Source organism: Pseudomonas citronellolis (assembly GCF_001586155.1).
GTDB lineage: Bacteria > Pseudomonadota > Gammaproteobacteria > Pseudomonadales > Pseudomonadaceae > Pseudomonas > Pseudomonas citronellolis.
The window spans coordinates 5,097,190-5,118,437 of sequence record NZ_CP014158.1; the positions used below are offsets into that span (position 1 = coordinate 5,097,190).

General features: G+C 67.8%; 17 protein-coding genes and 2 tRNA genes. 8 read left to right on the plus strand and 11 right to left on the minus strand.

Features of this window, described 5'->3' with window-relative positions; translation table 11 throughout:
* The first annotated feature begins 78 nt into the window (after positions 1 to 78).
* Both PcP3B5_RS22160 and PcP3B5_RS22165 read left to right on the plus strand, forming a co-directional pair.
* A complete protein-coding gene (locus PcP3B5_RS22160; RefSeq protein WP_043271068.1) occupies positions 79 to 2,160 on the plus strand; it encodes a carboxy terminal-processing peptidase in 2,082 nt (693 codons plus the stop codon).
* Between the two features lie 96 nt (positions 2,161 to 2,256).
* Complete coding sequence (locus tag PcP3B5_RS22165) at positions 2,257 to 4,005, plus strand: GGDEF domain-containing protein (RefSeq protein WP_043271070.1); 1,749 nt, start codon at positions 2,257 to 2,259, stop codon at positions 4,003 to 4,005.
* A 7-nt stretch (positions 4,006 to 4,012) separates the two neighbouring features.
* On the opposite strand, the gene PcP3B5_RS22170 is transcribed toward PcP3B5_RS22165, so the two are convergent.
* The 7 genes from PcP3B5_RS22170 to PcP3B5_RS22200 form a co-directional block, all read right to left on the minus strand.
* Positions 4,013 to 4,492 carry a hypothetical protein gene (locus PcP3B5_RS22170; protein ID WP_043271072.1) on the minus strand — a complete coding sequence of 160 codons (480 nt, stop codon included), beginning with the start codon at positions 4,490 to 4,492 and terminating at the stop codon, positions 4,013 to 4,015.
* On the minus strand, positions 4,489 to 4,854 hold the full coding sequence (locus PcP3B5_RS22175; protein WP_009620544.1) for a hypothetical protein: 366 nt from the start codon (positions 4,852 to 4,854) through the stop codon (positions 4,489 to 4,491). Before PcP3B5_RS22175 ends, PcP3B5_RS22170 begins: the two co-directional genes overlap by 4 nt.
* Positions 4,851 to 5,168 (minus strand): helix-turn-helix domain-containing protein, encoded by a 318-nt coding sequence (locus PcP3B5_RS22180; RefSeq protein WP_043271074.1) that lies wholly within the window; start codon positions 5,166 to 5,168, stop codon positions 4,851 to 4,853. Before PcP3B5_RS22180 ends, PcP3B5_RS22175 begins: the two co-directional genes overlap by 4 nt.
* A gap of 171 nt (positions 5,169 to 5,339) precedes the next feature.
* The gene (locus PcP3B5_RS22185) at positions 5,340 to 5,765 is read right to left on the minus strand and encodes a YkvA family protein (protein WP_009620548.1); all 426 of its coding nucleotides are present in this window, start codon (positions 5,763 to 5,765) and stop codon (positions 5,340 to 5,342) included.
* A gap of 368 nt (positions 5,766 to 6,133) precedes the next feature.
* Positions 6,134 to 6,871, minus strand: a complete 738-nt coding sequence (locus PcP3B5_RS22190; RefSeq protein ID WP_009620550.1) for a BamJ family beta-barrel-assembly machinery protein — start codon at positions 6,869 to 6,871, stop codon at positions 6,134 to 6,136.
* A gap of 231 nt (positions 6,872 to 7,102) precedes the next feature.
* Positions 7,103 to 7,179, minus strand: a tRNA-Asp gene (locus PcP3B5_RS22195).
* A 15-nt stretch (positions 7,180 to 7,194) separates the two neighbouring features.
* A tRNA-Val gene (locus tag PcP3B5_RS22200) sits at positions 7,195 to 7,270 on the minus strand.
* Positions 7,271 to 7,448: 178 nt separating this feature from the next.
* On the opposite strand from PcP3B5_RS22200, the gene rdgC reads away from it, so the two are divergent.
* The 4 genes from rdgC (at position 7,449) to PcP3B5_RS22220 (ending at position 10,442) form a co-directional block, all read left to right on the plus strand.
* Positions 7,449 to 8,369, plus strand: coding sequence for a recombination-associated protein RdgC (gene rdgC / locus PcP3B5_RS22205; protein WP_009620552.1), 921 nt, complete (start codon positions 7,449 to 7,451; stop codon positions 8,367 to 8,369).
* Positions 8,370 to 8,639: 270 nt separating this feature from the next.
* Positions 8,640 to 9,584: a bile acid:sodium symporter family protein gene (locus PcP3B5_RS22210; RefSeq protein ID WP_043271076.1), complete on the plus strand. Its 945-nt coding sequence runs from the start codon at positions 8,640 to 8,642 to the stop codon at positions 9,582 to 9,584.
* Positions 9,585 to 9,726: 142 nt separating this feature from the next.
* Positions 9,727 to 10,041 carry a quaternary ammonium compound efflux SMR transporter SugE gene (gene sugE / locus PcP3B5_RS22215; protein WP_009620556.1) on the plus strand — a complete coding sequence of 105 codons (315 nt, stop codon included), beginning with the start codon at positions 9,727 to 9,729 and terminating at the stop codon, positions 10,039 to 10,041.
* Between the two features lie 191 nt (positions 10,042 to 10,232).
* Positions 10,233 to 10,442: a cold-shock protein gene (locus PcP3B5_RS22220; protein WP_009620558.1), complete on the plus strand. Its 210-nt coding sequence runs from the start codon at positions 10,233 to 10,235 to the stop codon at positions 10,440 to 10,442.
* A gap of 49 nt (positions 10,443 to 10,491) precedes the next feature.
* Here the strand turns inward: PcP3B5_RS22220 and PcP3B5_RS22225 are convergent, their stop codons facing one another.
* From PcP3B5_RS22225 to PcP3B5_RS22235, 3 genes are all read right to left on the minus strand, one after another.
* Positions 10,492 to 12,366, minus strand: coding sequence for an MFS transporter (locus PcP3B5_RS22225; protein ID WP_061562413.1), 1,875 nt, complete (start codon positions 12,364 to 12,366; stop codon positions 10,492 to 10,494).
* Positions 12,367 to 13,350: 984 nt separating this feature from the next.
* Entirely contained in the window at positions 13,351 to 14,211 is an 861-nt protein-coding gene (locus PcP3B5_RS22230; protein ID WP_061562414.1) for an AraC family transcriptional regulator, read from the minus strand.
* Between the two features lie 9 nt (positions 14,212 to 14,220).
* Positions 14,221 to 14,790, minus strand: a complete 570-nt coding sequence (locus PcP3B5_RS22235; protein WP_009620564.1) for a GNAT family N-acetyltransferase — start codon at positions 14,788 to 14,790, stop codon at positions 14,221 to 14,223.
* 251 nt (positions 14,791 to 15,041) lie between these two features.
* Between PcP3B5_RS22235 and PcP3B5_RS22240 the strand changes: the two genes are divergently transcribed.
* Together PcP3B5_RS22240 and PcP3B5_RS22245 are read left to right on the plus strand one after the other, a co-directional pair.
* Positions 15,042 to 18,518, plus strand: coding sequence for a PAS domain-containing hybrid sensor histidine kinase/response regulator (locus tag PcP3B5_RS22240; protein WP_061562415.1), 3,477 nt, complete (start codon positions 15,042 to 15,044; stop codon positions 18,516 to 18,518).
* A 648-nt stretch (positions 18,519 to 19,166) separates the two neighbouring features.
* The gene (locus PcP3B5_RS22245; RefSeq protein ID WP_009620567.1) at positions 19,167 to 20,426 is read left to right on the plus strand and encodes an MgtC/SapB family protein; all 1,260 of its coding nucleotides are present in this window, start codon (positions 19,167 to 19,169) and stop codon (positions 20,424 to 20,426) included.
* Positions 20,427 to 20,545: 119 nt separating this feature from the next.
* Here the strand turns inward: PcP3B5_RS22245 and PcP3B5_RS22250 are convergent, their stop codons facing one another.
* Positions 20,546 to 21,244 (minus strand): MerR family transcriptional regulator, encoded by a 699-nt coding sequence (locus PcP3B5_RS22250; protein WP_237143113.1) that lies wholly within the window; start codon positions 21,242 to 21,244, stop codon positions 20,546 to 20,548.
* Between the last annotated feature and the right edge of the window lie 4 nt (positions 21,245 to 21,248).

The following is a 21,248-nucleotide window of genomic DNA, read 5'->3' on the forward strand; positions in this document are numbered from 1 at the left end:
AATCTCGACAAGCTTGGAACCCGGCGACGCCAGATACGGCCTAATATGCGTCATAACTCCGCACCCAGTCGATTAAGCATGAAGCGATTTCTGCCCCGCACCGCCCTGCTGTTGGTCCTCGGCGCCAGCGCCCTGTCCTCGTTCGCCGCGCCCTCCGCCGGCCAGAACTCCTGGGACGGCCTGCAGCCGGACCGTGACCAGGTGATCGCCAGCCTCAACATCGTCGAGCTGCTCAAGCGCCATCACTACAGCAAGCCGCCGCTCAACGACGACCGTTCGGCGAAGATCTACGACGCCTACATCAAGGCCCTGGACCCGTCGCGGATGTACTTCACCGCCGGCGACATCGCCCAGTTCGCGCCCTGGCGCACCCAGTTCGACGACTTCCTCAAGAGCGGCGAGCTGGACCCCGGCTTCACCATCTACAAGCGTCACCTGGACCGCCTCAAGGAGCGCCTGGACTTCGCCCTGGCGATGCTCGGCAAGGGCGTCGACAAGATCGACTTCAAGGTCGACGAGAGCCTGACCATCGACCGCGAGAACGCGCCCTGGGCCAAGAACGGCGCCGAGCTCGACGACCTCTGGCGCAAGAAGGTCAAGGACGAGGTCCTGCGCCTGAAGATCGCCGGCAAGGACGACAAGGCCATCCAGGAACAGCTGACCAAGCGCTACAAGAACCAGCTGATGCGCCTGGAGCAGACGCGCAGCGAAGACATCTTCCAGGCCTACATCAACGCCTTCGCGCAGACCTACGACCCGCACACCCAGTACCTGTCGCCGGACAGCGCGGAAAACTTCGACATCAACATGAGCCTCTCCCTGGAGGGCATCGGCGCGGTGCTGCAGAGCGACAACGACTACGTCAAGGTCGTGCGCCTGGTGCCGGCGGGCCCGGCGGAGAAGAGCAAGCAGATCGCCACCTCGGACAAGATCATCGGCGTCGCCCAGGGCAAGGGCGAGATGGTCGACGTGGTCGGCTGGCGCCTGGACGAGGTGGTCAAGCTGATCCGCGGGCCGAAAGGCTCGCAGGTGCGCCTGGAAGTCATCCCGGCGAGCAACGCGCCGAACGACCAGACCAGCAAGATCGTCACCATCACCCGCGAGGCGGTGAAGCTCGAAGACCAGGCGGCGAAGAAGTCGGAAATCACCCTCGACCACGACGGCCGCAACTACAAGCTCGGCGTGATCGACGTGCCGGCCTTCTACCTGGACTTCAAGGCCTACCGCGCCGGCGACCCGAACTACAAGAGCACCACGCGCGACGTGAAGAAGCTCATCGGCGAGCTGCAGAAGGACAAGGTCGACGGCATCGTCATCGACCTGCGCAACAACGGCGGCGGCTCCCTGCAGGAAGCCACCGAGCTGACCGGCCTGTTCATCGACCAGGGCCCGACCGTGCTGGTGCGCAACAGCGACGGCCGCGTCGACGTGCTCAACGATGACGAGGGCAAGGCCTTCTACACCGGGCCGATGACCGTGCTGGTCAACCGCCTGTCCGCTTCGGCCTCGGAAATCTTCGCCGGCGCCATGCAGGACTACCACCGCGCGCTCATCGTCGGCGGCCAGACCTTTGGCAAGGGCACCGTGCAGACCATCCAGCCGCTCAACCACGGCGAGCTGAAGCTGACCCTGGCCAAGTTCTACCGCGTCTCCGGGCAGAGCACCCAGCACCAAGGCGTGATCCCGGACATCGCCTACCCGTCCATCGTCGACGACAAGGAAATCGGCGAGAGCGCCCTGCCCGACTCCATGCCCTGGGACACCATCCGCCCGGTGCTGTCGGCGCAGAGCGACCCCTTCAAGCCGTTCCTCGACCAGCTGAAGACCCAGCACGACGCGCGCACCGCGAACAATGCCGACTTCGTCTACGCCCGCCAGCGCCTGGCCCTGGCCCAGGAACTGATGAAGGAGAAGACCGTCAGCCTGAACGAGGCCAAGCGCCGCGCCCAGCAGAGCAGCATCGAGGGCCGCCAACTGGCCATGGAAAACGCACTGCGCAAATCCAAGGGCCAGGAGCCGCTGAAGGAGCTCAAGCAGGAGGACGACAACGCCCTGCCGGACGACGACAAGACCAAGCCGCAGGACGACGCCTACCTCACCGAGTCCGGGCACATCCTGCTGGACTACCTGACGCTCAGCTCGGCGCTGGCCAAGCACTGAAAGAGCGGAGTCGTCACGAAACAGTCATGACTCAGTAGTGAAATGCGCAAGGGCCGGGAGACCGGCCCTTCGTCTTTTCACCCACAGAGAACCGTCATGACCGTCACCGAGCAGTTGAGCGCGCTGGCCCAGATCATCGCTCACGGCGACCTGCATTGTCTGTTCCAACCCATAGTGTCGCTCTCCGAGCGGCGCCTGGTGGGCTACGAGGCCCTCACCCGCGGCCCCTCCAACAGCCCGCTGCACTCCCCCCTCACCCTGTTCAGCACCGCGCGCCACGCCGGCCGCCTGAGCGAGCTGGACGTGCTCTGCCGGCGCCGCGCCTGCCAGCGCTTCCACGAGCTGGGGCTGGGCGGCAAGCTGTTCCTCAACGTCGCCCCCGAGTCACTGCTGGACCCCAGCCACCAGCCCGGCCGTACCCTGCAGTTGCTGCAGACCCTCGGCATAGCGCCGGGCGACGTGGTCATCGAGCTGACCGAGCAGGCGCCCATCGAGGACTTCGGCCTGCTCGACACCGCGCTGCACCACTACCGCGCCATGGGCTTCTGCATCGCCCTGGACGACCTAGGCGCCGGCTACTCCAGCCTGCGCCTGTGGTCGGAGCTGCGCCCGGACTACGTGAAGATCGACCGCCACTTCATCGACGGCATCCACCAGGACGGCGTCAAGCGCGAGTTCGTCGGCTCCATCCTGAAGATGGCCCACGCCTCCCGCGCCCAGGTGATAGCCGAGGGGATCGAATTGCCGGAGGAACTGGCGGTGCTCTCGGAGATGGGCGTCGACCTGGTCCAGGGCTACCTGATCGGCCGCCCGCAGGAACAGCCGGTGCGCGAGGTCCGCGGCCTGCTGCCGGACCTCGACCGCACGGACGCCCTGCACGGCGAGGAACAGGCCGACCTGCGCCCGCTGTTGCTGGAACAGCCGGCGGTGAGCCGCGACACGCCGATCGCCGAAGTGCTGGAAGCATTCCGCGCCCAGGCCAACCTGAACGCCCTGGCGGTGCTCGACGAGCACCAGCAGCCGGTGGGCATCGTCCACCGCCATGCGCTCTCCGATGCCCTGCTCAAGCCCTTCGGCACCGAACTGTACGCACGCAAGCCGATCAGCCGGCTGATGAGCGAGGACTTCCTCGCGGTGGAGCGCAGCCAGTCGCTGCAGCAAGTCAGCCGCCTGCTCACCAGCCGCGCGCGGCAGCGCATCGAGGAAGACTTCATCATCACCCAGGGCGGCCGCTACCTCGGCCTGGGCCGGGTGATCGACGTGCTCAAGCTGATCACCGAACTGAAGATCCGCCAGGCGCGCTACGCCAACCCGCTGACCCTGCTGCCGGGCAACGTGCCCATCCAGCAGTGCCTGGGCCGTCTACTGCAACAGGAGCGCGAGGCCGCGGTGTGCTACGTCGACATCGACAGCTTCAAGCCCTTCAACGACCTCTACGGCTACGCCCGCGGCGACGAAGTACTGCTGTGCCTGGCGCAATGCCTGAGCGACCGGGTGGACCCCGGCTGCGACTTCGTCGGCCACATCGGCGGCGACGACTTCATGCTGGTGTTCACCTCCGGGGACTGGCGCAACCGCCTCAACCAGTTGCTGGAGGACTTCCAGGGCCAGTGCCGGCGCTTCTACAACCAGGAGCACCTGCAGGCCGGCTGCTTCGTCGCCTACAACCGCCGCGGCCAGCGCCAGGAGTTCCCGCTGCTGTCGCTGTCGATCGGCGTGGTGCACCTCAAGCCCGGCGCCGGCGAACGCCTGGACGCGGCGCAACTGGCGAGCATCGCCTCCGAGGCCAAGCGCCACGCCAAGGAAATCCCCGGCTACAGCCGACACGTCATCACACTGGAATAGAAGCCGCTCAGAGTCCGAGACGCGCCGCCAGGGCCTGATAGCGTTCGGCTTGCTCGGCATCGGCGGCGAGGCCTTCGGCCCCGTCGCGATAGAGCTCGGCCAGGCGCCGCGCGGCCAGCGGATGACCGGCCTCGGCGGCCTGGGCCCAATGACGCGCAGCAGCGGCACCGTCCGGCTGCCGCTGCGCGCTGCCCTGCAGGGCCTGCACGCCCAGTTGGTAGGCAGCCTTGGCATCACCGCCGGCGGCCGCCAGGGCGAGCAAGCGCAGGCCCTCCTCGCGGGCGCCGAAGCCCTGGCCACGGAACAGCAGCAGGTGGCCGTAGAAGCTCTGCGCCGCCACGTCGCCGAGGTTGGCCATGCGCGAGAACTGCCCCTGCATCCACTGCCAGGCGCGCGGCTGGCGGACCAGCCAGGGCCAGCCCATCAGGCGTCGCGCCATGGCGTAGGACAGGCGGGCGCGCAGGCGCCAGACGAACTCGCGGCTCACGGCTCTTCCGGATAGTCGAATTCGAACACCCGCACCACCTCGGCGGCATGCCAGCCCGCCGCCGCCGGGCCGTCAGAAGCGCCGGAGAAGCGCCCCAGGCGCTCCACGCACTCGAAGAACCCGGTGCGCGGCAGGCGGCTGGCGCCCTGGCTGATCACCAGCGAACTACGCAGCGGCCGGCCGGCGCGGGCATCGAGCTGCGCCAGGTGTTCCAGGGCCGCGGTCAGGGTGGTCATCGCCGGGGTCGGCAGTTGCAGGCGCTCGATCAGTGCCCGGTAGGTCAACAGGTGGCGCTGGCGGCGCGCGTCTTCCAGCTCGTCCAGCAAGCCCTGCCAATGCTTGCGGCTGATATGCACGCTCAAGATGCCGACTCCGACTTCGCTCCCAGTGCGCGACGCAGGCCGTGCTCGATGGCTTCGCTGACCTCGCGCTCGCCGCTTTCGATCATCCCCAGGTAGGACGGGCTGATCCCCACCTCGCGAGCCACGCTCTCCAGGGACAGGCCACGCGCCTCGCGCAGTTCGCGCCAGGAGGCGGTCGGCGCCGCCGCCGTGACGACGGCTGCCGCTGGCGGGGCGGCGCGGGCGCCGGCAGCGGCCAGCAGCGCCTGGTAGTCGGCCCAGGGAAGCACGGCGTACTCCGCTTCGCCGTCTCGTGTGATCACTTGCACATTCATCGACAACACTCCTTGCATGCCGGCATTTCAACGGGCAATGACGGCAACCACTGGCGCCTGCCCGGCATTCCGACCCTTCACAGTATCGCCCATGAAACGCCGCTCGGCCTCATCGGGCGCATCATCGCGCACGGCATCGCAACGCCGCGCACGGTTCGCGTGGACGGCAACTCAGCCGCGCGCCGGCCGCTCCGGCCCCGGCAGCAGCGCCAGGGACTGGCGCGTCTCGCGGCTCTGCGCGTCGCGCCAGAGCTTGAAGGCATCCAGCTCGGCCTGCCAGTGGCGCACCACCCAGGCCAGCACCGCCAGGTCGTCCAGCAGGCCCACGCCGGGCAGCCAGTCGGGAATCATGTCCAGCGGCGAGAGGAAATACAGCAGCGCCGCCACCACGGCCAGCAGCGCCCTGGGGTTGAGCTGGCGATACTGCCCGCGCACGGTGGCCAGGGCGAGTTCCTGCAGCAGGCGCAGGTCGGCCTTGACCAGCTTCAGGCGCGCGCTCTTGCGCGCCACGGCGAACAGCAGCGCCGGTACCCGGCCCCGGGCGAGAAAGCGTTCGGCCAGGGCCAGATAACGGTCGAAACCGGCGGGTTTCTTCATCGGGCACCTCGTTCCGGCGGTGTCGCCGGGGGACGTTTGGGTTATCCACCTTTCCTGTGGATAACTCTGTTGAAAGTATCCGGTCTCCACGCCGGAAAGCCCGTCGCCAGCGGCCTACAGACAGATCGGCGATTTTTTGTTCAGCTCAGGAAACCTTATAAAAATCATACAGTTGCGGCTATTCGATATCACCCTTCGCTGTCAAGCACCGGCCGTAACCACGGCTGCGACATATATGTGCATAAGGGTAACATCCCGCACCAGACTACGCCCTTTCCGACCGACTGGTCAGCCGCGGAGCAGCGCCATCTTCCTGCAGAAACAGGAACGCCCCGCACGGGCGGGGCGTCCTCTTGGTACGAATGTACTCAGTTCTGCGCCGGGGCTTGCGGCTGCTCGCCGCCGGCCTGGTTGGCATCCTTGATGCCCAGCAGTTCCAGGTCGAACACCAGCACCGAGTTGGCCGGGATGGTCGGGCTCGGGCTCTGCGAGCCGTAGGCCAGTTCGCTGGGGATGAACAGCTTGATCTTCTCGCCCACGTGCATCAGTTGCAGGGCTTCGACCCAGCCCGGGATCACGCCGTTGACCGGCAGGTCGATGGGGCTGCCGCGCTGGATGGAGCTGTCGAACACGGTGCCGTCGGTCAGCTTGCCCTCGTAGTGCACGGTGACCACGTCGGTGGCCTTGGGCTGCGGGCCGTCGGCCTTCTTCACCACTTCGTACTGCAGGCCGGACTTGGTGGTGACCACGCCTTCGCGCTTGCCGTTGTCCTCGAGGAACTTCTTGCCGGCCTTGAGGGTTTCCTCGCTCAGCTTGGCCATGCGCTCCTCGGAACGCTTCTGCAGGTCGGTGAACGCCTGGGTCAGCTCTTCATCGGTGACGCGCTGCGGCTTCTTGCCGATGGCATCTTCGATGCCCTGGGCGACGGCCTTGGAGTCCAGATCGTTCATGCCTTCCTGGGCCAGGCTCTTGCCCATGTTCAGGCCGATGCCGTAGGAGGCCTTCTGCGCCGACGTCTTGAGCTCCACATTGGCAGCCTGCTGATCGCAGCCCGCGAGAACCAGGCCGACCAGTGCGATCGCTGCCGCCAACCGATGTTGTTTCATGCTGATTCCTTGTCTGATTGCCATGCTGGCATTTCGATGAAACCGCGAGCTTATCAGGGCGCCGCGGCCAATGGCTATGGGCAATAGGAACCACTGCCGGGGGATAAGTTCCCACGGCAAACTTATAGAAAAATTAACGGGATAGGCGTTGCGAACGGCGTCGCACGCGGGTCGTTTCCGGAGCCGGAAAAGACAAAGCCCCCAGGCATTTCTGCCTGAGGGCTTGGAATATGGCGCAGCGGACGGGACTCGAACCCGCGACCCCCGGCGTGACAGGCCGGTATTCTAACCGACTGAACTACCGCTGCGTCGGACCTCGAGTTTGGTGGGTGATGACGGGATCGAACCGCCGACCCTCTGCTTGTAAGGCAGATGCTCTCCCAGCTGAGCTAATCACCCTTCACTCTCGAAGTGGGGCGCATTCTACGGAGGCATTCGCACCCTGGCAAGCCCCCGCGTGAAAAATTTTTTCTGCCGTTCCAAAGGCTTAGGAAAACGCCGGCGAAACGCCATGGGCTTGGCCTGGACCGCCGCTGTGGGAATAATGCAGTCCTTTGTGTCCGGGAGTTTGACCCTCATGTGGTTCCGTAACCTGCTCGTCTACCGCCTCACCCAGGATCTGCAGATCGATGCCGATGCCCTCGAGAAAGCCCTGGCCAGCAAGCCGGCGCGCCCCTGCGCCAGCCAGGAACTGACCACCTACGGCTTCACCGCGCCCTTCGGCAAGGGCCCCGACGCGCCCCTGGCCCACGTCAGCCAGGGCTTCTACCTGATCAGCGCGCGCAAGGAGGAACGCATCCTCCCCGGCAGCGTGGTGCGCGACGCGCTGAAGGACAAGGTGGACGAAATCGAGACCGCGCAGATGCGCAAGGTCTACAAGAAGGAACGCGACCAGCTCAAGGACGAGATCGTCCAGAGCCTGCTGCCGCGCGCCTTCATCCGCCGCTCCTCGACCTTCGCGGCGATCGCCCCGGAGCTGGGCCTGATCCTGGTCGATACCGCCAGCGCGAAGAAGGCCGAGGACCTGCTCTCCACCCTGCGCGAGGCCCTCGGCTCGCTGCCGGTGCGCCCGCTCAGCGTCAAGGTCGCGCCCAGCGCCACCCTCACCGACTGGGTGAAGACCCAGGAGGCCGCCGGCGACTTCTTCGTGCTCGACGAGTGCGAACTGCGCGACACCCACGAGGACGGCGGCGTGGTGCGCTGCAAGCGCCAGGACCTGACCAGCGACGAGATCCAGCTGCACCTGTCCTCCGGCAAGCTGGTCACCCAGCTGGCGCTGGCCTGGTCGGACAAGCTCAGCTTCGTGCTCGACGACAAGCTGGCGATCAAGCGCCTGCGCTTCGAGGAACTGCTGCAGGAGCAGGCCGAGAAGGACGGCGGCGACGACGCCCTCGGCCAGCTCGACGCCAGCTTCATCCTGATGATGCTGACCTTCGGCCAGTTCCTGCCGGCGCTGTTCGAAGCGCTCGGTGGCGAGGAAATCCCCCAGGGCATCTAAGAACCAGCCCACGATCTGCTGCGCGTCGGCATAACTGCGTTGAAAACAGGCGAGTGATGCTCATTTAGCGGACTAAACTCGAACGCGAGCCCGGTGCCTCCCTCGCCTGTTTGACTCGCTGCGCTCGCCCTTCGGGCCAGCCTTCGGCTGTTACTCCCGTTGGTCGTTGCGCCTTGTTCTGCTCTAGCTCGCGAGATCGTGAACAGGTTCTTCAGAAGGTCGGCGCCCTATATGGCGCCGGCCCGACAATAACGACAAGGATCACCGTCCATGCGCGCCATCGCCTTGCTGAGCCGCTTCGTCGGCAACACCTTCGCCCTCTGGGTACTGCTGTTCGCCGTGCTGGCCTTCCTCGCGCCGCAGTGGTTCCGCCCGCTGGCGCCGGCGATAGTGCCGATGCTCGGCATCGTCATGTTCGGCATGGGCCTGACGCTGAAGCTGGAAGACTTCGCCGAAGTGGCGCGGCACCCCTGGCGCGTGTGCCTGGGCGTGGTCGCCCACTTCGTCATCATGCCCGGCGTGGCCTGGCTGCTGTGCCAGCTGCTGCACCTGCCGCCGGAGATCGCCGTGGGCGTGATCCTGGTCGGCTGCTGCCCCAGCGGCACCGCCTCCAACGTCATGACCTGGCTCGCCCGCGGCGACCTGGCGCTGTCGGTGGCCATCGCCGCGGTGACCACCCTGCTCGCCCCGCTGCTGACGCCGGCGCTGATCTGGCTGCTGGCCTCGGCCTGGCTGCCGGTGTCCTTCGCCGAGCTGTTCTGGTCGATCCTGCAGGTGGTGCTGCTGCCCATCGCCCTCGGCGTGGTCGCCCAGCGCCTGTTCGGCGCACGGGTGGGCAAGGTGGTGGAAGTGCTGCCGCTGGTCTCGGTGGTGTGCATCGTGGTGATAGTCGCGGCGGTGGTGGCGGCCAGCCAGGCGAAGATCGCCGAGTCCGGCCTGCTGATCATGGCCGTGGTGATCCTGCACAACGGCTTCGGCTTCCTCCTCGGCTACCTCGCCGGGCGCGTCTTCGGCCTGCCCCTGGCGCAGCGCAAGTCGCTGGCCCTGGAAGTCGGCATGCAGAACTCCGGGCTTGGCGCGGCCCTGGCCAGCGCGCACTTCTCGCCGCTGGCGGCGGTGCCCAGCGCGTTGTTCAGCGTCTGGCACAACATCTCCGGGGCCACCCTGTCGAGCTGGTTCCGCCGCTTGACGGACAAGCCCGAACAGACCTCCTGAAACCTGCTGGCCCGGGCGGCGCCTGCACAGGTTGCCGTCCGGGCCAGATTGTGCAAAATACTGCACATCGTGAGGACGACCTCACCACCGCCTGGTGCACCGACGGGGACGGCCCTGCCATCGACTACCCTCGGAGGTCCCCATGTCCTGGTTCATCCTTTTCCTCGCCGGCCTGTTCGAAGTGGCCTGGGCCGTCGGTCTGAAATACACCGAAGGTTTCACCCGCCTGTGGCCCAGCGTGCTGACCGCGCTGGCCATGGCCGCCAGCATAGGCCTGCTGGGCCTGGCCATGAAACACCTGCCGCTGGGCACCGCCTACGCCATCTGGACCGGCATCGGCGCGCTGGGCACGGTGACCCTCGGCATCCTGCTGTTCGGCGAATCCGTCGCCCCGCTGCGCCTGCTCAGCATCGCGCTGATCCTCTGCGGCCTGGTCGGGCTGAAGTTAAGCCATTGAAATCGGCACGTCCGTCCTGTCGCTTTCCCGGAAAAGTCCCGGTATGCTGCGGCAACTGTGCTTGCCAGGATCGTCACGGCTGATGACCTGAAGGCGGCGACGCTCTTCGTTCGGCCCGGCCCACACCTTGCAACTCAGAACAGGCGGCGGTAACGCCGTGCAGCAAACCACAACGTTCAAGGTGTAACTCCATGTCGAATCGTCAGACCGGCACCGTCAAATGGTTCAACGATGCCAAGGGCTTTGGCTTCATCACCCAGGAAAACGGTGGCGACCTGTTCGTTCACTTCCGTTCCATCCAGGGCAATGGCTTCAAGTCGCTGCAGGAAGGCCAGAAGGTCTCCTTCATCGTTGTAGAAGGCCAGAAAGGCCTGCAGGCGGACGAAGTTCAGGTCATCTGAACCTCGCGCCCCTGTGAAAAAGCCCCGGCTCTGCCGGGGCTTTTTCGTTTCAGCGGGCGTTGCCGCGCAGGTCCGCCACCTGCGCCTGCAGGTGCAGGCGCCCGGCCTCCTGCGGCGGCAGCGGCTGCCCCGCCACCAGGCGCACGCGCGACCAGAAGCGGCGGAAGAAGCCCTTGTCCGGGTCGCGGCTGAAGAAGCTGCCCCACAGGCCCTGCAGCGCCATGGGGATCACCGGCACCGGGGTTTCCTCGATGATCCGCTCCACCCCGCCGCGGAACTCGTTCATCTCGCCGTCGGCGGTCAGCTTGCCCTCGGGGAAGATGCACACCACCTCGCCGTCCTTCAGGTACTGCGCCACGCGGCGGAAGGCCTCCTCGTAGATGCGCTCGTCCTCGTGGCGCGCGGCGATGGGCACGGCGCCGGCGGTGCGGAAGATGAAGTTGAGCACCGGCAGGCGGAAGATCTTGTAGTACATCACGAAGCGCACCGGGCGGCGGATGGAGCCGGCGATGAGCAGCGCGTCGACGAAGGACACGTGGTTGCACACCAGCACCACCGGCCCCTCGTCGGGGATGGCCTCGAGGTTCTGGTGGTCGACGCGGTACATGGAGTGGCTGAGCAGCCAGACCAGGAAGCGCATGGTGAACTCGGGCACGATCTTGAAGATGTACACGTTCACCGCGACGTTCATCAGCGACAGCACCAGGAACAGCTGCGGGATGCTCAGCCTGGCCACCGACAGCAGCAGGATCGAGACGACGGCGGCAACCACCATGAACAGCGCGTTGAGGATGTTGTTCGCGGCGATCACCCGGGCCCGCTTGTCCTCCTCGGTGCGCGCCTGGATCAGGGCGTACAGCGGCACTATGTAGAAGCCGCCGAAGATGCCGATGCCGAGGATGTCGCCGAGCACCGCCCAGCTCTGCGGGTGCTCCAGCACTTCCAGCCAGGTGAATGGCGCGGCGCCGACGGGGAAGCCGCCGCTGTGCCACCACAGCAGGATGCCGAACAGGCTCAGGCCGATGGAGCCGAAGGGCACCAGGCCGATCTCCACCTTCTTGCCCGAGAGCTTCTCGCAAAGCATCGAGCCCAGGGCGATGCCCACCGAGAATACGGTGAGGATCAGCGTCACCACGCTCTCGTCGCCGTGCAGCAGCTCCTTGGCGTAGGTGGGGATCTGCGTCAGGTAGACGGCGCCGAGGAACCAGAACCAGGAGTTGCCCACCAGCGAGCGCGACACCGCCGGGCGCTGGCCGAGGCCCAGGCGCAGGATGGCCCAGGACTGCTTGAAGATGTTCCAGTCCAGCTGCAGCTGCGGCAGCGCGGCGGCGGCGCGGGGAATGCCGCGGCTGGCCAGGAAGCCGCAGATAGCCACCAGCACCACGGCGATGCCCACCGCCGGGGCGTAGGCCTGGCGCGACATCAGCACGCCGGCGCCGATGGTGCCGGCGAGGATGGCCAGGAAGGTGCCCATCTCCACCAGGGCGTTGCCGCCGACCAGCTCGTCGTCGCGCAGGTGCTGCGGCAGGATCGAGTACTTCACCGGGCCGAACAGCGCCGAGTGGGTGCCCATGGCGAACAGCGCGAGGAACAGCAGCGGCAGGCTGCCGAGCAGGAAGCCCGCGGCGCCGACCAGCATGATGACCACCTCGGCCAGCTTCAGGGCGCGCATCAGCGCGTCCTTGTTGAACTTCTCGCCGAACTGCCCGCCCAGGGCGGAGAACAGGAAGAACGGCAGGATGAACAGCAGGGCGCAGAGGTTGACCAGCAGGTTGCGGTCACCGCCGACGCTCAGGTGGTAGAGGATAGCCAGGATCAGCGATTGCTTGAAGATGTTGTCGTTGAAGGCGCCGAGCAACTGGGTGATGAAGAACGGCAAAAAGCGCCGGGAGCCCAGCAGGGCGAATTGCGAGTGTTGGCTCATCGTCCGTGTGTACCTGGTCAGGCGACCCCGAAAGCGGGCCGGGAGAACGCCGCGGCGTCCGTCGCAGATTTGACTGCAACTGCGATGCCTCTGGCCACATCCACGGGCAAAAATTCCGAATTGCCTCTCGCATGACCGGACAGGCCGGGGCGAAATCGCGGACAGAGTGCGCTCGTTGTTTCCGACTGCACCGAGGTGCGCTTCGTAGGATGGGTTGAGCTTGCGAAACCCATGCGGTCATGGCGATGGGTATCGCTTCGCTCAACCCATCCTACGGGGCTGCCCCACCCACACCGGCCCCATGTAGGAGCGCGCCCTGCGCGCGAATCGCGGGCAGGGCCCGCTACAGGTTGCACGGTATTCCTCCCCCGTAGGAGCGGACCTTGTCCGCGATAGCCGGAACCACCGGCGCGATTCGCGGATAAGATCCGCTCCTACGCTGCCCCACCCGCACCATTCCATGTAGGAGCGCGCCCTGCGCGCGAATCGCGGGCAGGGCCCGCTCCTACAGGTTGCACGGTATTCCTCCCCCGTAGGAGCGGACCTTGTCCGCGATAGCCGGAACCACCGGCGCGATTCGCGGATAAGATCCGCTCCTACGCCGCCCCACCCGCACCATTTCATGTAGGAGCGCGCCCTGCGCGCGAATCGCGGGCAGGGCCCGCCTACAGGTTGCACGGTATTCCTCCCCCGTAGGAGCGGACCTTGTCCGCGATAGCCGGAACCCCCGGCGCGATTCGCGGATAAGATCCGCTACGCCGCCCCCCGCACCATTCCATGTAGGAGCGCGCCCTGCGCGCGAAATCGCGGGCAGGACCCGCTCCTACAAGGTTGCACGGTATTCCTCCCCCCGTAGGAGCGGACCTTGTCCGCGATAGCCGGAACCACCGGCGCGATTCGCGGATAAGATCCGCTCCTACGCTGCCTCACCCGCACCATTCCATGTAGGAGCGCGCCCTGCGCGCGAATCGCGGGCAGGGCCCGCTACAGGTTGCCGGGTGGCAGGCCGGAGCGTCCGCAGGCCTGGCGGTATTCGCCCGGCGCCACGCCGTAGGCCTGCTTGAACTGGCGGCTCAGGTGGCTCTGGTCGGCGTAGCCCAGTTGCGCCGCCACCGAGGCCGGCGCGCAGCCGCCCTTGAGCAGGGCGCGGGCCTGTTCCAGGCGGCGTTGCTTGATCCAGGCGTGGGGCGGCAGGCCGGTGGCCTTGCGGAACACCCGGGCGAAGTGGAAGGGCGACAGGTTCACCGCCGCCGCCAGCTCTTCCAGCGACGGCGGCTCGACCAGCCGGGCCGCCAGCAGCTCGCGGGCGCGGGCCACCGCCTGGGGTTCCTGGCCGGCCGGGCGCGCCTCGGGCACCCGCGCGTGGCGCTGGAACAGCAACAGCAATGCCTCGCGCCAGCAGGTCTGGCGCTCCAGGCTGCTGGCATTGGATTCCAGCAGGCGGTGCACGTGCAGGAAGGCACGGCTCAGCTCGGGATCGTGCAACACGCTGGCGTCGAAGGTCGGCAGGCCGCGGCCACCCAGTTTCAGCTCGTCGAGCACGCTGCCGACCTGCCCGATCTCCGGATAGAACCCCCGGTACAACCAGCCCGCCTCGTGGGCCTTGGAGCCGGTGTGGACCTCGTCGGGATTGATCAGCACCAGGCTGCCGCTGGGCGCCAGGTGCTCGGCGCCACGGTGGCGGAAGCGCTGGGCGCCCTGCTCGATCAGCACCAGGGCGAAGCCTTCGTGGACGTGGGGGGCGAAGCGCTGCTCGATGAAGCGCGCGTGCAGCAACTCCAGCCCGCCCAGTTCCTGGGCCCGCCAGAAGCGCGTCTGCTCACCCTGGGCGCTGTCGAGGGGCATGCCGGGGCCTCAGCCGATGAAGCCGGCTTCCAGGGCGGCCTTCACCTGCGGCCACTCCAGGTCGGTGATGCTGTAGAGAACGCTGTCGTCCAGGCGCCCGCCGGCCAGGCGCCGGTGGTTGCGCAGCACGCCCTCGCGCACCGCGCCGAGCTTCTCGATGGCGCGCTGCGAGCGCAGGTTGCTGGCGGCGGTCTTCAGCTGCACGCGGACCATCTTCCAGTTGTCGAAGGCCTGGCGCAGCATCAGGTACTTGATGCTGGCGTTCAGCCCGGTGCCGTGCTGCGCCGCATCCAGCCAGGTGCCGCCGATCTCGCAGGCCGGCAGCGCCGGGAGGAAGTCCATGAAGCGGGTGGTGCCCACCAGTTGGTTGCCCAGGCGCACCACTAGCGGCAGGGCGCGGCCCTCGCGCTGCTCGGCGAGGCTGTTGCGGTACCAGTCCGGGCGCTGCGGCGCGCTCATGAACTTCAGCGCCTCGCGATTGGCCTCGGCCAGAGCCACCAGGTCCGGCACGTCGGCCTCGACCATGGGCTCCAGGCGCAGCGCACCGCGCTGCAGGGTGATGGGTGACGGTCTGAACATGGCCCCTCCTCGTACCTCGACTTTCCGCCGGCTCCTATCGGAACCCGGCGCCCGGCAATAGTGCCACAGCCGCGCCAGGGCGCGACGGGCGGGGGCCGGGCGAAAAGGCCGGCAAAGCTACCAGCGCTTTCCCACTGCGGCAAGCGGCCTCTGAGACCTTGGTCGCAGGGGTTCTGACAGCATCGGACTTTGGTGCGAAACTGCATCCCAGCAGCTCCTGCGGGGGAGCGAGTCGATTTGTCGGAGTTCGCATGTCGTTGTCCAGTGGGCTGATCGCCACGGTCGCCCTTCTCTACATGGCCATCCTGTTCGCCATCGCCTTCTATGGCGACCGCCGCCGCGCGCCCCTGTCGCCGCGCCTGCGCGCCTGGGTCTACAGCCTGTCGCTGGCGGTGTACTGCACCAGTTGGACCTTCTTCGGCGCCGTCGGCCAGGCCGCCGGCCAGCTCTGGTCGTTCCTGCCGATCTACCTCGGCCCGGTATTGCTGATGCTCTTCGCGCCCTGGGTGCTGCAGAAGATGATCATGATCAGCAAGCAGGAGAACATCACCTCCATCGCCGACTTCATCGCCGCGCGCTACGGCAAGTCCCAGGCCCTGGCGGTGGTGGTGGCGCTGATCTGCGTGGTCTGCGTGCTGCCCTACATCGCCCTGCAGCTCAAGGGCATCGTGCTGGGCGTGAACCTCCTGATCGGCGCCGGCGCCGACTCCGGCGGCAGCCGCGCCCAGGACACGGCGCTGATCGTCTCGCTGGTGCTGGCGCTGTTCACCATCGTCTTCGGCACCCGCAGCCTGGACGTCACCGAGCACCACCGCGGCATGGTGCTGGCCATCGCCTTCGAGTCGCTGGTCAAGCTGACCGCCTTCCTCGCCGTGGGCATCTTCGTCACCTTCGGCCTCTACGACGGCTTCGGCGACCTGTTCGACAAGGCCCGCGACGCCCCGCAGCTGGCCGAATACTGGCAGGAGACCGTGCACTGGCCGGCCATGCTGCTGCAGACCGGCGTGGCCATGACCGCCATCATGTGCCTGCCGCGGCAGTTCCACGTGCTGGTGGTGGAGAACATCGAGCCGCGCGACCTCAACCTGGCGCGCTGGGTGTTCCCCGCCTACCTGGTGCTGGCCGCGCTCTTCGTGGTGCCCATCGCCCTGGCCGGGCAGATGCAGCTGCCGGCCGGGGTCATCCCCGACTCCTTCGTGATCAGCCTGCCGCTGGCCGAGGCGCACCCGGCGCTGGCGCTGCTGGCCTTCATCGGCGGCGCCTCGGCGGCCACCGGCATGGTCATCGTGGCCAGCGTGGCGCTGTCCACCATGGTCTCCAACGACATGCTGCTGCCCTGGCTGCTGCGCCGCAAGGGCACCGACGCCGAGCAGCCGTTCGAGGTGTTCCGCCACTGGCTGCTGACCGTGCGCCGGGTGAGCATCGCGCTGATCCTCCTGCTGGCCTACGTCAGCTACCGCCTGCTGGGCTCCACCGCGAGCCTGGCGACCATCGGCCAGATCGCCTTCGCCGCCATCGCCCAGCTGGGCCCGGCGATGATCGGCGCGCTGTACTGGAAGCAGGCCAACCGCCGCGGCGTGTTCGCCGGCCTGGCCGCCGGCGCCGCGCTCTGGGCCTACACCCTGGTGCTGCCGGTGATCGCCCGCAGCCTGGGCTGGCCACTGGAGCACTTCCCCGGGCTGACCTGGCTGGCCGCCCACCCCTTCGGCATCAACATCGAGCCGCTGACCCTCGGCGTGCTGCTCTCGCTGATCGGCAACTTCGCCCTGTTCGGCCTGGTCTCGGTGTTCTCCCGCACCCGCGTCTCCGAGCACTGGCAGGCCAGCCGCTTCATCGGCCAGGAAATCTCCCAGCGGCTCAGCTCGCGCTCGATGCTGGCGGTGCAGCTGGAAGACCTGCTGATGCTCGCCGCGCGCTTCGTCGGCGAGGAGCGCGCGCGGCAGAGCTTCATCCGCTTCGCCTACCGCCAGGGCAAGGGCTTCGTGCCCAGCCAGAACGCCAACGACGAGTGGATCGCCCACACCGAGCGCCTGCTCGCCGGCGTGCTCGGCGCCTCCTCGGCGCGCGCGGTGGTGAAGGCCGCCATCGAGGGCCGCGAGATGCAGGTGGAGGACGTGGTGAAGATCGCCGACGAAGCCTCCGAGGTGCTGCAGTTCAACCGCGCGCTGCTGCAGGGCGCCATCGAGAACATCACCCAGGGCATCAGCGTGGTCGACCAGTCGCTGCGCCTGGTGGCCTGGAACCACCGCTACATCGAGCTGTTCGACTACCCCGAAGGACTGATCCACGTCGGCCGGCCGATCGCCGACATCATCCGCTACAACGCCGAGCGCGGCCTGTGCGGGCCCGGCGACCCCGACCTGCACGTGGCCAAGCGCCTGTACTGGATGCGCCAGGGCACCCCGCACACCTCCGAGCGGCTGTTCCCCAACGGCCGCGTCATCGAGCTGATCGGCAACCCCATGCCCGGCGGCGGCTTCGTCATGAGCTTCACCGACATCACCGCGTTCCGCGACGCCGAGCACGGCCTCAAGGAAGCCAACGAGAGCCTGGAGCAGCGCGTCGAGGAACGCACCCAGGAACTCTCCCAGCTGAACCAGGCGCTGACCGAGGCCAAGGGCACCGCCGAGGCCGCCAACCAGTCGAAGACGCGCTTCCTCGCCGCGGTCAGCCACGACCTGATGCAGCCGCTGAACGCCGCGCGGCTGTTCTCCGCGGCGCTGGCGCAGAGCGAACTGCCCGGCGAGTCCAGCGACCTGGTGCGCCACCTGGACTCCTCGCTGCGCTCGGCCGAGGACCTGATCACCGACCTGCTGGACATCTCGCGCCTGGAAAGCGGCCGCGTCAGCGCCGAGCGCGCGGCCTTCCCGCTCAGCGCCCTGCTCGACCCGCTGGGCGCCGAGTTCCGCGCCCTGGCCCAGGAACAGGGCATCGACTTCCACCTGCGCGGCAGCAAGCTGCGGGTGGACAGCGACATCAAGCTGCTGCGTCGGGTGCTGCAGAACTTCCTGACCAACGCCTTCCGCTACGCCAAGGGCCGCGTGCTGCTGGGCGTGCGCCGCGAGGACGGGCACCTGCGCCTGGAAGTGTGGGACCGCGGCCCGGGCATCCCCGAGGACAAGCTCAGCGTGATCTTCGAGGAATTCAAGCGCCTGGACAGCCACCAGACCCGCGCCGAGAAGGGCCTGGGCCTGGGTCTTGCGATCGCCGACCGGCTGTGCAAGGTGCTCGGCCACCGCCTGCAGGTGCGCTCCTGGCCGGGCAAGGGCAGCGTGTTCAGCGTCAGCGTGCCGCTGGCGCGGCAACCGGCGCCGGCCGAGCTCAACGGCCACAAGGCCGAGGTGCCCACCGAGCTGAACGGCGCCCAGGTGCTGTGCGTGGACAACGAGGACAGCATCCTGGTCGGCATGAACAGCCTGCTCAGCCGCTGGGGCTGCCGCGTGCTCACCGCGCGCAGCAAGGCCGAGTGCGAGCGACTGCTGGACAGCGACGCGCGCCCGGAACTGGCGCTGATCGACTACCACCTGGACAACGGCGAGACCGGCGCCGAGCTGATGGCCTGGCTGCGCACGCGCCTGGGCGAGCCGGTGCCCGGCGTGGTGATCAGCGCCGACGCCCGCCCCGAGCTGGTGGCGCAGATCCACGCCGCCGGCCTGGAATTCCTCGCCAAGCCGGTGAAACCGGCGGCGCTGCGGGCGCTGCTGAGCCGGCACCTGAGCCTGCGCTGAGCGGACGTCGTAGGGCGCATAACGCCTACGGCGTTATGCGCCGCCTGGCCTTGCTTGCCGGCGGCTCCGGGGTTGACCTTGGCGTTGGCTGTGGCCCCGGCGTATCGGCGGATAACCGCGAACGGTTATCCGCCCTACGGTTCCGGGAGGCACGGTATTCCTCCCCCGTAGGAGCAACTGTCTTGCAAGCCGCACCAGAGTGCTTTGCGTAGGATGGGTTGAGCTTGCGAAACCCATGCGGTTGCGCTGATGGGTATCGCTTCGCTCAACACCATCCTACGGGTCTTGTGCCTGTCTGAGGGGTAGGACCTTGTCCGCGATAGCCGGAACCACCGGCGCAATTCGCGGATGAGATCCGCCTACGCCACCCCAGCCGCGCCACGCCCTTGTAGGAGCGCGCCCTGCACGCGAATCGCGGGCAGGGCCCGCTCCTACAAATGGGTCCGGAGGTGGCATGACGTAGGAGCAACTGTCTTGCCGGCTACACCGCGAAGCTCTTCGTAGGAGCCATGCCCACCGGAACCTTGTCCGCGATAGCCGGACGTCCCGCCGCGAATCACGAATGAAATCCCCCACCTTGACCTGGAACATCCCCTCCACGCCGTCAGCTTCTAGACTCCCAGCATCCCCGCACGGAGCCGCCCCGCGATGCTGGACCACATGGAACTCGTCCTCGACCTCACCACCGCCCTGGCCATCGGCCTGCTGGTCGGCACCGAGCGCGGCTGGCGCGAGCGCGACTTCGAGGACATCCGCCAGGTCGCCGGCATCCGCACCTTCACCCTGGCCGGCCTGCTGGGCGGCTTGAGCGCGCTGCTGGCCGGGCACTTCGGCGTCTGGGCCTGGGCGGTGATGGCGCTGCTGGTGGGCCTGCTGGCGGTGGCCGGCTACCTGGCCGACGTGGGCCGCAGCGGCGACCAGGGCATGACCAGCGAGGTCGCCCTGCTCGCCACCTTCCTGCTGGGCAGCCTGGCGGTGGCCGACAGCCGCCTGCTGGCCGCCGGCGGCGGCGTGGTGGTGGCTCTGCTGCTGAGCCTGAAGGAATCCCTGCATGCCGCGCTGAAGCACCTGGACGCCCGCGAACTCTCGGCGGCCTTCAAGCTGCTGTTCATCTCGGTGGTGATGCTGCCGGTGCTGCCCAACCAGGGCTACGGTCCCTGGCAGGTGTTCAACCCCTACGCCAGCTGGTGGATGGTGGTGCTGATCGCCGGCCTGGGCTTCGCCGCCTACGTCGCCGTGCGCCTCACCGGCACCCGCCACGGCCTGCTGATCACCGCGCTGCTCGGCGGCCTGGTGTCGTCCACGGCGATGACCCTCACCCTCGCCGGCATGCACGGGCAACGCCGCCTGCAACCGCTGCTGGCCGCCGGCCTGCTGGCCACCTCGGCGCTGATGTTCCCGCGGGTGGCCCTGGAGGTCGGCCTGGTCAACGTCGAGCTGCTGCCGGACCTGCTGCCGCCGCTGATCGTCGCCACCCTGGTCTATGCCGGCGGCGCGCTGCTGTATTGGCAGCGCGCCAGCCGGGACGAGACGCCCGCCACCAGCGAACCGCCGCTGAAGAACCCCTTCGAACTGGGCCCGGCCCTGCGCTTCGCCGCCCTGCTGGCGCTGATCCTGTTCCTGGTCGAGGCCGGGCACCGCTACCTGGGCGACGTCGGCGTGTACCTGGTGGCGCTGCTCTCGGGCCTGGCCGACGTCGACGCCATCACCCTGTCCCTGGCCAGCAACGCCCTGGGCGGGCTGGACGCCGAAGTGGCCGGGCATGGCATCGTCCTCGCCGTGGTCAGCAACAGCCTGGTCAAGGCCGTCCTGATCGCCCTGGTCGGCGGCGCCCGGCTGGCCCTGCGCTGCGTACCGGTGATGGTCGCCGGCCTCGCCGCGGGGGCGCTGACGCTGCTCTTCGTGTAGATCAGACGAGCCAATGCAACGCCCGTAGGATGGGTGGAGCGAAGCGATACCCATCGCCATGACCGCATGGGTTTCGCAAGCTCAACCCATCCTACGAAAAGCACCTTGCAGAAGCGGCGTCAGCGCGGCTGCTCGAACTGGCGGAGGATCTCCCCCACGCGCTCACCGAGCATCTCGTTGGCCGACCGCTTCAGGCCCCGCGCCAGCTCCACCAGCACCACCTGCTCGGCCAGCGGACGCAGGCGCATGAACACCTCGGCCAGTTGCTCCAGGTCGGCCGCGCCGGGCAGCAGCTCGGCGCCGCGCTTGTCCACCAGGTGGGTGACCACCAGGCGCACGATGCCGGCGGCCAGGTGCTCGGTGTCGCCGCGCAGCACCGCCAGGTGCTCCAGCAGCGCGGCCAGGGGAATGCCCGAGCGGTACAGCTCGACGCCGGCGTTGAACAACCGCGGGCTGGGAATGCTGATGCGCTCGCCGTCGAATTGCAGCAGGCCCTGCTGCAGGGCGCGGTCGATGACCTCGTCGTCGAGTTCGTCGCCGAAGATCGCCTGCAGTTCGTCGAAGCCGATCTGCCCCGGCGTCTCCAGGTTCCAGGCGCCGAGGATGGCCTGGTCCAGGCCCAGCACGTGGTCGAGGTCGTGGCCGCGCTCCCAGCTTTCCAGCAGCTCCTTGATGTTCGACAGGCCGTAGCCGCGCTCCAGCAGGCCGCCGATCAGGCGCAGGCGGCGCAGGTGGCTGGCGAAGTACACGCCGCTGCGGCCGCGCCGCTCGGGCGGCGGCAGCAGGCCGCGGTCCTGGTAGGCGCGGATGTTGCGCACCGTG